The following is a 12,057-nucleotide window of genomic DNA, read 5'->3' on the forward strand; positions in this document are numbered from 1 at the left end:
ACGTCCGTCAGCGCGGGGCAGGGCCGCGTATCCACCGGGCGGGCACGGCTCCCGCCCGGGCCGAGCTGCTTGCCCGGATGCCCGAGTCCTTGACCACGAGGTCCACACTGCACGGAGGGACCGTCTCGTGACCCGGGAGGTCCACGTGCACCGTCCGGGGCTCGTCGACGTCGCCGAAGACCCACGTGGCCTCAACCGAGCGGCCGTCGCTCCACATCACCACCGCGCAGCCCTTGGCTTGGGCCTCCCCCGAAACCTCAGCCGATCCGTCCGCACGGATGAGCAGGCGAGCCCTGCTGTCGTCCTCCGCCGTCCAGGTCCCTTCCACGTCGGCCACGCGGAGGGGAGCCTCGTCCTCACCGCCGACGACCCCGTGGACGAAGCTCGCGAGCACGGCGACGACGGCCACCCCCGCGAGGCCCGCCACCAACAGCGGCGTGCGCGATCTGTCGTCCATGGGCGTCCCCGTCCGTCGGGCGGCCGGTCGATCGGCGCAACCGATCACCCGGATAGGGACCCCATCGTGGAGCCGCCGTCCGGACCGCGTCCAGTGCCGGGCCGGGCCCCGGGTGCGCCGCTGCGCGCAGCGAACTCCGTTGCATCCAGCAGGAGTCGGGCCATCACGTCGGTCAATCGCCCCGGGCGGCCGCTTCGCCGAGCGCGGCGAGGTGCGACGCCAGGGCGGGAGTGGGCGGCTGGTCGAGGAGGAAGAGCCAGCCGTACGCGGTGCCGAGTACGGCGGCGTGCACCAAGGCGGGGTCCGCCGGCGCGGTCAGTTCACCTCGCTGGTGGGCGCGTTCCAGCATCTCGGCGATCTGCGCGCGCTCTTCGGCGATGAAGGTCTCCTGGAACCGGGCCGCGACGTCGGGCTGCTGCCGCACGTCGGCGAGCAGCCCGGGGGCGGCCGCGGCGGTCACCGGATCGGAGAAGATCCCCAGGATCAGGCCGGCGAGCGCGGTGAGGTCGCCGGTGAGCGTTCCCGTGTCGGGCAGGTCTGGCGATCTCCTCCCGTGGACGAGGACGGAGAAGACGAGTTCGCCGCGCGAGCTGTGGCGGCGGTAGATGGCCGCTTTGCCGATGCCCGCCTTGGCGGCGATGGCATCCATGGTGAGGCCGGCATATCCCACGCGTGGCACCAACTCGCGTACGGCGTCGCGGATTGCGGCGTCCACGCGGGTTTCGCGCGGTCGGCCGGTGGGTTGCTTCGGAGACTGCATTGGCCCATCATACGGAACTATGAGTATCGGAACTGGCCGTATCGAAACCTCGTCCGCCGGCGGCAGCACGCGCGTCCGCACCCTGACCCTGTGGGCAGGCCGCAGCGCGGTGTCCATCGGCGCCCTCCACACCGCGCTCTTCGCCGTAGTGTCCCGGTCGGAATGGAGCGGCTGGCTGTCGGGCGAATTGCGGGGCGCGGACCCGGACACCAACGCCGAGTCGGCGGTTCTGTTCTGGGCGCTGCCGGGCGGTTTCGCCGTGCCGCTGATCCTGCTGGGCCTCCTGCTGTCGCGGATGGCCCGCACCGGCCAGGAGGTCCCGCGCTACGTGGGATGGGCCCTGGCGGGCTGGGTGGTGCTGGCCGGGTGGATCTTGGGGCCGTCCGGGTTCCCGCTGGGCCTGATACCGGCCGTGCTGCTGATTGCCGCGTCACGGAAGCGGTGGTCCTGATCTGTCACTGACCACGCGGGCGCGGCCAGAGACTGCCAGGGCCGGGGACGGGGGCGGGGTGGGGTGGGGTGTTGGCCAGGACGTAAAGCGTGATTTGTGGCGCCAGAGCACGCCGCGCCCTGTCGGAGTACGGCACAGGGCGCCTAAATCATGCAGTCCAGGCCGACACCCCACCCCGCCCCCGGCACCGGCCCACCCGCAGCCACCAGGCCGACGCCGGCACAACCCAGCCCCGCCGGCGTTTGAGGCGCAGGGGTCCGGGGACTGGTCCCCGGCAACGGCGCCGCACCGCACGGCTAGCCGAACAGCCGCTCCAGAACCACCGCGATGCCGTCCTCCTCGTTCGAGAGGGTGACCTCGTCCGCTACGGCGAGCAGCTCCCTGTGGGCGCCCGCCATCGCCACCCCGTGCGCCGCCCACGCGAACATCGGGATGTCGTTCGGCATGTCGCCGAAGGCGATCGTCGACGACCCGGTGACGTCCAACAGCGCCGCCGCCACCGCGAGCCCGCTCGCCTTGTCGATCCCCGGCGGCTGGAGCTCCACGGTGTGCTCCCCCGCCATGGTGACGTTGACCAGGTCCCCGACCACGCCCCGGGCGATCTCCGTCAGCTCGTCGTCCGAGAGGCGGGGGTGCTGGAGGAGCACCTTGTTGATCGGGGAGGTCCAGAGGTCGGACCGCCGGGCCACCGGCACCGTCGGGAGGTGGGGGTGCCACATCCGGTAGCCCGGCCCTATCAGCATCTCCGCGTCAACGCCCTCCTGGTTGACCGCCGCGTAGACCTCCCCGACCTCCGCCTCGATCTTCCCGAGGGCGACCTCGGCCAGCTCCCGGTCCAGGGCCACGGAGTGCAGGAGGAGCCCGGCCGCCGCGTCGTAGACCTGCGCTCCCTGCCCGCACACCGCCAGCCCCGCGTAGCCGAGGCCGTCCAGGACGTGGCGGACCTGCGGGACGGGGCGGCCTGTCACGATGATGTGGCGGGCGCCGGCCGCGCGGGCGGCGGCGAGAGCGGCATAGGAGCGGGCCGAGACGGTGTCTCCGGCGCGCAGCAGAGTCCCGTCCAGGTCGGTGGCCACGAGTGCATAGGGGAGGGCGGAAGTCACGTGTCAAGGATACGGACCCCCTCGGACAAGTCCTACAAATAGTGCCCGAATCCGGCCTCCCGCACGCCCCACCAGCCCCGTAACGTGTCAACCAGCCCCCGGGACACCCCCGGGCCGCGTCGAAAGCGAGGCAGCACCCCATGCCCCAGCAGAGCCCCCTCGACCTCCCCGAGGGCGACCCGTTCGGGCCGCACAACCTCCCCTACGGCGTGTTCTCCACCGCCACCGCCGGCGACGGGGAGGCGCGCCGCCGCATCGGTGTCCGCATCGGCGGACACGTGCTCGACGCCGGGGCGGCCGCGGCCGCGCTCGGATCCCCGTACGCCGGACTGCTCGGGCAGCCCTCGCTCAACCCGCTGCTCGCCGCGGGCCGCACCGCCTGGAAGGACGTGCGCCGCGCGCTGACCGCCTGGGTCACCGACCCCGGTCACCGGCCCTCCGTGGAGCCGCACCTGCTGCCGCTCGAAGACGTCACCCTGCACCTCCCGTACGAGGTCGCGGACTACGTCGACTTCTACGCGAGCGAGCACCACGCGACGAACGTGGGCAAGATCTTCCGGCCGGACGGGGACGCCCTGACCCCGAACTGGAAGCACCTGCCCATCGGTTACCACGGCCGCGCCGGGACCATCGTCGTGTCCGGGACCGACGTCGTACGCCCCTCCGGCCAGCGCAAGGCGCCCACCGACCCCGCGCCCGTCTTCGGCCCGTCCGTGAAGCTCGACATCGAGGCCGAGGTCGGCTTCGTCGTCGGCACCCCCTCGGAGCAGGGCCGTCCCGTGGCCCTCGGCGACTTCGAGGAGCACGTCTTCGGGCTGTTCCTGCTCAACGACTGGTCCGCGCGCGACATCCAGGCCTGGGAGTACGTCCCGCTCGGCCCCTTCCTCGGCAAGTCCTTCGCCACCTCCGTCTCCGCCTGGGTCACCCCGCTGGAGGCCCTGGACGCGGCCCGGGTCGCCCCGCCGGCCCGGGACTTCCCGCTCCTGCCCTACCTGGAGGACTCCGGCGCCGACCGCCCCGGCGGCTTCGACCTGCGCATCACCGTCTCCATCAACGGTCAGGAGGTGGCGCAGCCGCCGTTCGCGTCGATGTACTGGACCGCCGCCCAGCAGCTCGCCCACATGACCGTCAACGGCGCCTCGCTGCGCACCGGCGACGTGTACGGCTCGGGCACCGTCAGCGGCCCGGAGACCGACCAGCGCGGCTCGCTGCTGGAGCTCACCTGGAACGGCCGCGACGCCATCGAGCTCGCCGACGGCAAGCGCACCTTCCTGGAGGACGGGGACACCGTCACCCTCACCGCGTGGGCGCCGGGCGCCGACGGCACCCGCGTGGGCCTCGGCGAGGTCACCGGCCGCATCGTGGGCACCCGCTAGTCCACATCGCGGGACGAGCACCGACGGCGGGGTGGCGGATCTTTCCGTCGCCCCGCCGTTCTCGCAGGTCGTAGCCCTACGCGGACACCCGCGGGTGGCGCAACACTGCCGCAACACCACCGGCCCGGCCCCCTCGGTATGTTCCGTGCCATGCCAGCCGAACGCACCCGCGAACACACCGTCCCGGTCGCCGCCGCGCGCCGCCGGCGGCTGCGCGCGGACCAGGCGCGACAGCTCGCCGACCTGCTGCGCCACCAGATCCTGGCGGGCGGCTACCCCACCGGCGTCCTCCCCCTGGAGGACACCCTCGCCGCCGACTACGGAGCCGGCCGCAACACCGTGCGCCAGGCCCTGGACCTGCTGCGCGGCGAGCAGCTCGTCGAGCGCCGCCCCGGCGTCGGCACCGTCATCGTCTGCGCCAAGTACCCGCACGGCCTCGACCGGCTCCAGGGCCTCGCCGAAACCCTCCACGAACACGGCCGGGTCACCAACGAGGTCCGCACCGTCGGCCCCGTCCGCGCCCCGGCCCCCGTCGCCGGGCGGCTGCGCCTGCCCGAGCACTCCGACGTGCTCTACATCGAGCGGCTGCGCCGCCTGAACGGGCTGCCGCTCTCGCTCGACCTCACGTACGTCCCCCTGGACATCGGCGCGGACCTGATCGGCTGCGACCTGGAGAACACCGACGTCTTCCGGCTGCTGGAGTCCCTGACCGGGCAGCCGCTCGGCCACGCCGAGATCACCCTCGAAGCCGTCAACGCCGACGCGCACTCCGCCGCCGTCCTGCAGGCCCCGCGCGGGGCCGCCGTCCTGATGCTGGAGCGCCTCACCCACCTCGGCGACGGCCGGCCCGTGGACCTGGAGTTCATCCGCTTCCGCGGCGACCGGATCACCATGAGCGGCCTGCTGCACCGCGGCGCGTAAGTCCTCGTAGCCCCCTCCTCCCCCCTTCCTGGAGACAGCCATGCCTCTGGTCCCCCAGCGCGGCGACGTGCCCGTGACCATCGACGAGTCCCTGTGCATCGACGGCTGCACCCTCTGCGTCGACATGTGTCCGCTGGACTCGCTCGCGATCCGCGAGGACAACGGCAAGGCCTACATGCACGTGGACGAGTGCTGGTACTGCGGCCCGTGCGCCGCCCGCTGTCCCACCGGCGCGGTGACCGTCAACATGCCCTACCTGCTCCGGTGAAAGGTCCTCCCACGATGCGTACGCGTACGAAAGCCCCGGCTCCGAGAGCCCTGGCTCCGAAAGCCCTCGCTCCCGTCCTCCTGCTGAGCCTTCCGCTGGCCACCGCGTGCGGTGGCGCCTCCGGCGCGGACGGGGGCTCCAAGACGGTCACCGTGACCGTCGGCTACCAGTCCAAGACCATCAACACCGTCACCGCAGGTACGCTCCTGCGCTCCCTCGGGTACTTCGAGCAGGAGCTCGCGGCGCGCGGCAAGAAGGACGGGGTCACCTACAAGGTCGACTGGCAGGACTACGCCACCGGCGCCCCGATCACCGCCCAGATGACCGCCGGGAAGATCGACATCGGCTCCATGGGCGATTTCCCCCTCCTCATCAACGCGGCGCGCGGCAAGGAACTGAAGCAGCCCACCCACCTCGTCTCCGTCACCGGCTACAACCTGCGCGGCGGCCTCAACACCGTGGTCACCGCGCCCGGTTCGAAGCTGGAGTCGCTGACGGACCTGCGGGGCAAGAAGGTGTCCACCTCGGTCGGTTCGGCCGCCGACGGGACGCTCGTACGGGCCCTGCAGCGCGCCGGAATCGATCCGGAGAAGGGCATCGAGAAGCTCAACCAGCAGCCCAGTGTGGGTGCTTCGGCCCTCCAGGCGGGCAGCGTCGACGCCCTGTCGCAGTTCGTGGCCTGGCCGGGCCAACTCGCCTTCGAGGGACGGGCCAAGGCCCTGTACGACGGGGCCGAGCTGAACCTGCCGACCTTCCACGGGGTCACCGTCCGTGAGAAGTTCGCGGCCGAACGCCCCGCCGTCCTGGACGACTTCCTGCGCGCCCAGCGCAAGGCGACCGAGTACCTGCGCACCCGGCCGGTGGCCGCCGCCGAGTCGGTGGCCAAGGAGACCGGGCTGCCGGCGGAGGTCGTGTACCTCTACAACGGGGCCAACGGCATCGCGACCTTCGACCCTGCCCTGCGTCCCGAGCTGCTGGCGGCGCTGAAGGAGGACGTGCCGGTCCTGAAGGCGGCCAAGCTGGTGGACTCCGTCGACGTCGACGCCTTCGTGGACCCGGAGCCGCTGAAGCGCGCGGCGGCGGGCACCCAGGAGTACGCGGCGGCCGCGCCGGCCCGCCCGGAGCTGTGGCTGAAGGAGGGCAACCGTACGCAGGCCTATCAGACTCCGGCGGCCCTGCTGAAGGCGCTCGCGGCGGCGGGGCCGGGCGGCGGCGTCCGGGCGGCCTACGTCCCCGACGCGGTGACGGGCACGCTCTGGTTCGCCGACAAGGCGGTCTGGGTGGCGGAGGGCTCCGAGCTGCGGGCGTTCGTCACCGTGGCGGGTGCGAAGGCGTACGTGGAGCAGCACGCGGGGGCCGGGGCGCGGATCGTTTCCTTCGCCGAAGCGGGAGCCCTCGCGTCATGACGGCCCGCCGCCGGCTCCTGCGGCTGGCTTCGCTCGCCGGTGCTCTGGTCGCCTGGCAGCTGCTGACCTCGCTGGACGTCAACCTGTGGCTGCGCTTCGAGCAGTTCCCGACGGTGGGTGAAGTGGCCTCGGCGTTCGCGGAACGGGCGACGATCGGTTCCTATTGGCAGGACCTCGGCTTCAGCCTGCGGCGCATCGTGACGGGCTTCGTGCTGGCGGCCCTCCTGGGGGTGGCGGCGGGCACGGCGATCGCCCGATCCCGGCTCGCGGCGGACCTGCTGGGCCCCGCCCTCGAAGTCCTGCGGCCGATACCGGCGATCGCGCTGGTCCCGGTGGCGATCCTGCTCTTCCCGTCCAACGAGCAGGGGATCGTCTTCATCACCTGCGCGGCGGCCTTCTTCCCGGTCCTCGTCTCCACGCGGCACGCGGTGTCCGCGCTGGCTCCGGTCTGGGAGGAGGCCGTCCTGACGATGGGCGGCGGCCGGGCCCGGCTCCTCTTCTCCGTGGTCCTGCCGGGGGCCCTCCCGGGCATCTTCGGCGGGCTCTCGGTCGGGATCGGGGTGTCCTGGATCTGCGTGATCTCTGCCGAGATGATCTCGGGTGAGTACGGGGTCGGGTACCGGACCTGGCAGGACTACACCGTCGTGGACTACCCCGGGGTCTTCGTCGGCATGGCCACGATCGGTGCGCTGGGCTGGCTCACCTCGACGGCGGTCGAGCGGACGGGCCGGCATCTGACGCGGTGGCTGCCGTCCCGGGCGGCGCCTGGGCGGCGGGCGGGGGCTGCGGCTAGCGGGTCTGCTCGGCTGGGCACGTGAGGCCCTGCGGGCCTCCGGGGGCGGTCGTCTGGTGCGGCGCCGTTGCCGGGGACCGGTCCCCGGACCCCTGCGCCTCAAACGCCGGCGGGGCTGGGGTTTGCCTGGGTCCGGCCCGGCTGCGGACGGGGGCCGGTGCCGGGGGCGGGGTGGGGTGTCGGCCTGGACTGCATGATTTAGGCGCCCTCTGTTCCGCTTTGACAGGGTTCGGGCTGTACCTGCGCCACAAATCACGCTCTACGTCCAGGCCGACACCCCACCCCGCCCCCGTCCCCGACCCCGGGCCGCCACCAGCCGCCCCCGACCGGGCGAATATTTCAGCCCGGCCGCCTTATCCAGCCCGGGCCGCGCCAATCCAGCCGTCCGGCGTTTGAGGACCGGGGTCTGGGGCGGAGCCCCAGGGGTCCGGGCACAGCCCGGGGCCCCTTCCCGGGCGGAGCCCGGGGGCATCTCCAGCCCCGCCGGCGTTTGAGGCGCGGGTCCGGGCTGGCCCGGGGAACGGTGGAAGGGCGGGTAGGGGACTTCGCCCCGCGCAGCGGCACCCGCGCAGCCGGGGCAGGGGCCTTGGCCCGCGCAGCGGCACCCGCGCAGCCCGGCCGCACGCGCCGGGCCCGGGCCCCCGATGTCAGATCCGGATCCAGGACCCCGCGCCGGGGGGACCAGAGCACTCACATACCGCCACAGCCATAGGAAGGGACCATGGTCACAAATACCCTCGCCCCCGCCCCACCCACCGGCGCCGCCCTCCACCTCAAGGACGTCCGTCTCGGTCGCCCCGCCTCCGCCCCGCTCCTCGACGGTCTCGACCTGTCCGTCGCCCCCGGCGAGATCCTCACCGTCGTCGGCCCCTCGGGCTGTGGGAAGTCCACCCTGCTCCGTACCCTCGCCGGGCTCCTGCCCCCGCTCGCCGGCACCGTTACCCAGGACGGCACCCCGGTCACGGGCCCGCACGCCGACCGGGCCCTGGTGTTCCAGGACGACGCCCTCCTCCCCTGGCGCACGGTCCGTGCCAACGTCGAACTGCCCCTCGCCATCCGCAAGACGCCCCGGCCCGACCGCCGCCGCATCGCCACGGACTGGCTGACCCGCGTCGGCCTCGCCGAGCACGCGCACAAGCATCCGCACCAGCTCAGCGGCGGCCAGCGCCAGCGCGTCCAGCTGGCCCGGGCCCTCGCGGCCGCGCCGCGGGCCGTTCTCATGGACGAACCGTTCGGCGCGCTCGACGCCCAGACCCGCGCCGGGATGCAGGACCTGCTCGTGTCCGTCCTCGCCGGCAGCGGCGCCACCGTCGTCTTCGTCACCCACGACGTGGACGAGGCCCTGCACCTCGGCGACCGCGTCGCGCTCCTCGCCTCCGGCGAGCTGATCGACGTACCGCACCCCCGTTCGCGGACCGCGGACCGTTCCGCGCTCCGCCGCCGCATCCTCGACTCCCTCTGAAAGGCCCCCCATGGACATCCCCGCGATCGCCGACGCCGAGGAACTGACCTGCGACGTCCTCGTCATCGGCGGCGGCACCGCCGGCACGATGGCGGCGCTGACCGCCGCCGAGGCCGGCGCGCGGGTGCTGCTCCTGGAGAAGGCGCACGTACGGCACTCCGGCGCCCTCGCCATGGGCATGGACGGGGTCAACAACGCCGTCATCCCGGGCCGCGCCGAGCCCGACGACTACGTCGCCGAGATCACCCGCGCCAACGACGGCATCGTCGACCAGTCCACGGTCCGCCAGACGGCGACCCGCGGGTTCGGCATGGTCCAGCGCCTGGAGTCGTACGGGGTGAAGTTCGAGAAGGACGAGCACGGCGAGTACGCCGTCCGCCAGGTGCACCGCTCCGGCTCGTACGTGCTGCCCATGCCGGAGGGCAAGGACGTCAAGAAGGTCCTCTACCGGCAGCTGCGCCGCCGCGAGATGCGCGAGCTGATCCGGATCGAGAACCGGGTCATGCCGGTCCGCGTCCTGACCTCCCCCGAGGACGGCCGGGCGATCGGCGCGGCCGCCTTCAACACCCGTACCGGCGCCTTCGTCACCGTGCGGGCGGGGGCCGTGATCCTGGCGACGGGGCCGTGCGGACGGCTCGGGCTCCCGGCCTCCGGATACCTCTACGGGACGTACGAGAACCCCACCAACGCCGGTGACGGCTACGCGATGGCGTACCACGCGGGCGCCGCGCTCACCGGCATCGAGTGCTTCCAGATCAACCCGCTGATCAAGGACTACAACGGCCCGGCGTGCGCGTACGTCGCGAACCCCTTCGGCGGCTACCAGGTCAACCGGCACGGCGAGCGGTTCGTCGACTCCGACTACTGGTCGGGGCAGATGATGTCGGAGTTCGCCGCCGAACTCGCCTCCGACCGGGGCCCGGTGTACCTCAAGCTGAGCCACCTCCCCGAGGAGACCGTCGCCGCCGTCGAATCGATCCTGCACACCACCGAGCGGCCCACGCGCGGCACCTTCCACGCGAACCGGGGCCACGACTACCGCACGCACGACATCGAGATGCACATCTCGGAGATCGGCCTGTGCGGCGGCCACTCGGCCTCCGGCGTACGCGTCGACGACCACGCCCGCACCACCGTGCCCCGGCTGTACGCGGCCGGGGACCTGGCCTCCGTACCGCACAACTACATGATCGGCGCCTTCGTCTTCGGCGACCTGGCGGGGGCGGACGCCGCCCAATACCAGCCGTACGACGGGGACTTGCCAGCCGACCAGCTCGCGGCCGCCCACGAACTGATCTACCGCCCCCTCCTCCACCCGGACGGCCCGCCGCAGCCGCAGGTCGAGTACAAGCTGCGCCGGTTCGTGAACGACTACGTGGCCCCGCCCAAGACCGGTGCCAAGCTGTCCCTCGCCGTGGAGGCCTTCACCCGGATGGAGCGGGAGATCGGCGAAATGGGCGCCACGACCCCGCACGAGCTGATGCGCTGCGCGGAGGTCTCCTTCATCCGGGACTGCGCGGAGATGGCGGCGCGGGCCTCGCTCGCCCGTACGGAGTCCCGCTGGGGGCTGTACCACGAACGCCTCGACCACCCCGAGCGCGATGACGCGGGCTGGCTGCACCACCTGGACCTGCGCAAGTCCCCGTCCGGGGCGATGGAGTTCACGGCGCGCCCGGTCGACCCCTACCTGGTCCCGGTCGCCGAGTTCACCCCGCCGGGCGGGCCCTCCCGGCACCTGGGCGAGGTCGAACTGGTCGGCGTGGCCCTGGCCGGAGGCCCGGCGGCGGCCCCCGCCCCGGCCGGCCGGGACACCGGATCCGCGCCCGGCTCGCCCCGGATCCTGGAGCTCCTCTCCCTCGCGGAGGAAACCCCGGACCTCCCCGCCCTCCTCCCCTACCTGGACGACCCCGACCCGGCGGTCCGCGCCACGGCGGTGGCGGTGCTCGGCGAAACCGTCCCGGCGGGCGCCGGTCCCGCCCTCGGGGCACGGCTCGCCGACCCCGACCCGGCGGTCCGCGCGGCCGCGGCGGCCGCGCTGCGCGAACTGCTGGAGGTGCTCGAACCCGACCCCGCCCTGGCCGCGGCCCTCCGGGCGGGCCTCGCGGTGCCGGATCCCGCCGTCCGGTCGGCGGCGCTCGAAGCCCTACGGGTCCTGCGGCTCGGGGAGCCCGGCCTCTACGAGCGGTCCCTGCGGGACGCCGACGTGGACGTCCGGATCCAGGCGGTACGGGCGCTGGTCTCGGTGGACGCGGTGGCCCCCCTGACTCCGGCCGCCGGGGACTCCTCCCGGGAGGTCCGCGTCGCCGTGGCCAAGGCCCTGGGCACCCTGCGCGCCGGCTCCGCGCTGACCCCGCTCCTGTCGGACCCCGACCCACTGGTCCGGGCGGCGGCCCTGACCTCGGTCGCCTCCACCGGCGGCCACACGGCGAGTGCGGTCGCCTCCCTCTCCGACCCCGCGTGGCAAGTCCGCGCGGGGGCTGCCGCCGGCCTGTCCTCGTCCCCTCCCTCCCTTGCGGTGCCGCCCCTGTCCCTAGCCCTGTCCGACCCGAACGCGGACGTCCGCAAGGCGGCGGTCCTCTCCCTACGCACCCACCGCCCGGACCCCTCCGCGGTGGCGGCCCTGTCCACGGCCGCCTCCGACCCCGACGCGGACGTCCGCGCGTACGCCACCCGCCCCTAGCCTCCGGCCCCACCCGCAGCCCCGGCCACGGCTGCACCGCTACGCGGGCCGAAGTTCCCCGACCCGCCCTTCCACCGTTCCCAGGGCCGGCCCTGCCCCGGTCCTCAAACGCCGGACGGGCTACAAGCGGGGCCCCGGGCTGCGCCCGGACCCCCTGGGGCTCCGCCCCAGACCCCGCGCCTCAAACGCCGGCGAGGCTGAATTGGGCAGGCCGGGCTGGTTAAGGCGGCCAGGCTGAAACATTCGCCCGGCCGGGGTCGGCAGGGTGCGGCCCGGGGTCGGGGACGGGGGCGGGGTGGGGTGTCGGCCTGGACGTAGAGCGTGATTTGTGGCGCAGGTACAGGCCGCGCCCTGTCGGAGTTCAGGAGAGGGCGCCTAAA

At 73.4% G+C, this 12,057-nt stretch carries 11 protein-coding genes; 8 read left to right on the plus strand and 3 right to left on the minus strand.

The window, feature by feature from the left end:
* Positions 1 to 7: 7 nt before the first annotated feature.
* Both OHA37_RS15555 and OHA37_RS15560 read right to left on the minus strand, forming a co-directional pair.
* Complete coding sequence (locus OHA37_RS15555; protein WP_266905610.1) at positions 8 to 457, minus strand: hypothetical protein; 450 nt, start codon at positions 455 to 457, stop codon at positions 8 to 10.
* Between the two features lie 172 nt (positions 458 to 629).
* Complete coding sequence (locus OHA37_RS15560; RefSeq protein ID WP_266905612.1) at positions 630 to 1,217, minus strand: TetR-like C-terminal domain-containing protein; 588 nt, start codon at positions 1,215 to 1,217, stop codon at positions 630 to 632.
* Between the two features lie 19 nt (positions 1,218 to 1,236).
* Here OHA37_RS15560 and OHA37_RS15565 point away from each other — a divergent pair, with 19 nt between their 5' ends.
* Positions 1,237 to 1,668 (plus strand): DUF6463 family protein, encoded by a 432-nt coding sequence (locus OHA37_RS15565; protein WP_266905614.1) that lies wholly within the window; start codon positions 1,237 to 1,239, stop codon positions 1,666 to 1,668.
* 296 nt (positions 1,669 to 1,964) lie between these two features.
* Here OHA37_RS15565 and OHA37_RS15570 read toward each other — a convergent pair whose 3' ends face one another.
* A complete protein-coding gene (locus OHA37_RS15570) occupies positions 1,965 to 2,771 on the minus strand; it encodes an HAD family hydrolase (protein WP_266905616.1) in 807 nt (268 codons plus the stop codon).
* A gap of 140 nt (positions 2,772 to 2,911) precedes the next feature.
* On the opposite strand from OHA37_RS15570, the gene fahA reads away from it, so the two are divergent.
* The 7 genes from fahA (at position 2,912) to OHA37_RS15605 (ending at position 11,677) form a co-directional block, all read left to right on the plus strand.
* The gene (gene fahA / locus OHA37_RS15575) at positions 2,912 to 4,147 is read left to right on the plus strand and encodes a fumarylacetoacetase (protein WP_266905618.1); all 1,236 of its coding nucleotides are present in this window, start codon (positions 2,912 to 2,914) and stop codon (positions 4,145 to 4,147) included.
* A gap of 150 nt (positions 4,148 to 4,297) precedes the next feature.
* Positions 4,298 to 5,068, plus strand: a complete 771-nt coding sequence (locus tag OHA37_RS15580) for a GntR family transcriptional regulator (protein WP_266905620.1) — start codon at positions 4,298 to 4,300, stop codon at positions 5,066 to 5,068.
* A gap of 40 nt (positions 5,069 to 5,108) precedes the next feature.
* A complete protein-coding gene (locus OHA37_RS15585; protein WP_030710222.1) occupies positions 5,109 to 5,336 on the plus strand; it encodes a 4Fe-4S dicluster domain-containing protein in 228 nt (75 codons plus the stop codon).
* A gap of 14 nt (positions 5,337 to 5,350) precedes the next feature.
* The gene (locus tag OHA37_RS15590) at positions 5,351 to 6,742 is read left to right on the plus strand and encodes an ABC transporter substrate-binding protein (protein ID WP_266905622.1); all 1,392 of its coding nucleotides are present in this window, start codon (positions 5,351 to 5,353) and stop codon (positions 6,740 to 6,742) included.
* Complete coding sequence (locus tag OHA37_RS15595) at positions 6,739 to 7,560, plus strand: ABC transporter permease (RefSeq protein WP_266905624.1); 822 nt, start codon at positions 6,739 to 6,741, stop codon at positions 7,558 to 7,560. The genes OHA37_RS15590 and OHA37_RS15595 overlap by 4 nt, the downstream gene beginning before the upstream one ends.
* Positions 7,561 to 8,256: 696 nt before the next feature.
* On the plus strand, positions 8,257 to 8,997 hold the full coding sequence (locus OHA37_RS15600) for an ABC transporter ATP-binding protein (protein ID WP_266905625.1): 741 nt from the start codon (positions 8,257 to 8,259) through the stop codon (positions 8,995 to 8,997).
* Between the two features lie 10 nt (positions 8,998 to 9,007).
* The gene (locus tag OHA37_RS15605) at positions 9,008 to 11,677 is read left to right on the plus strand and encodes a fumarate reductase/succinate dehydrogenase flavoprotein subunit (RefSeq protein ID WP_266905627.1); all 2,670 of its coding nucleotides are present in this window, start codon (positions 9,008 to 9,010) and stop codon (positions 11,675 to 11,677) included.
* Positions 11,678 to 12,057: the final 380 nt, after the last annotated feature.

Origin of the sequence: Streptomyces sp. NBC_00335, from assembly GCF_036127095.1 — a bacterium.
Lineage (GTDB): Bacteria > Actinomycetota > Actinomycetes > Streptomycetales > Streptomycetaceae > Streptomyces.

Excerpts from the sequence above, each read along its gene's own strand:
- OHA37_RS15555 (WP_266905610.1), bottom strand. The coding sequence starts at position 457 with ATGGACGACAGATCGCGCACGCCGCTGTTGGTGGCGGGCCTCGCGGGG.
- OHA37_RS15560 (WP_266905612.1), bottom strand. The coding sequence starts at position 1,217 with ATGCAGTCTCCGAAGCAACCCACCGGCCGACCGCGCGAAACCCGCGTG.
- OHA37_RS15565 (WP_266905614.1), top strand. The coding sequence starts at position 1,237 with ATGAGTATCGGAACTGGCCGTATCGAAACCTCGTCCGCCGGCGGCAGC.
- fahA (WP_266905618.1), top strand. The coding sequence starts at position 2,912 with ATGCCCCAGCAGAGCCCCCTCGACCTCCCCGAGGGCGACCCGTTCGGG.
- OHA37_RS15580 (WP_266905620.1), top strand. The coding sequence starts at position 4,298 with ATGCCAGCCGAACGCACCCGCGAACACACCGTCCCGGTCGCCGCCGCG.
- OHA37_RS15585 (WP_030710222.1), top strand. The coding sequence starts at position 5,109 with ATGCCTCTGGTCCCCCAGCGCGGCGACGTGCCCGTGACCATCGACGAG.
- OHA37_RS15590 (WP_266905622.1), top strand. The coding sequence starts at position 5,351 with ATGCGTACGCGTACGAAAGCCCCGGCTCCGAGAGCCCTGGCTCCGAAA.
- OHA37_RS15595 (WP_266905624.1), top strand. The coding sequence starts at position 6,739 with ATGACGGCCCGCCGCCGGCTCCTGCGGCTGGCTTCGCTCGCCGGTGCT.
- OHA37_RS15600 (WP_266905625.1), top strand. The coding sequence starts at position 8,257 with ATGGTCACAAATACCCTCGCCCCCGCCCCACCCACCGGCGCCGCCCTC.
- OHA37_RS15605 (WP_266905627.1), top strand. The coding sequence starts at position 9,008 with ATGGACATCCCCGCGATCGCCGACGCCGAGGAACTGACCTGCGACGTC.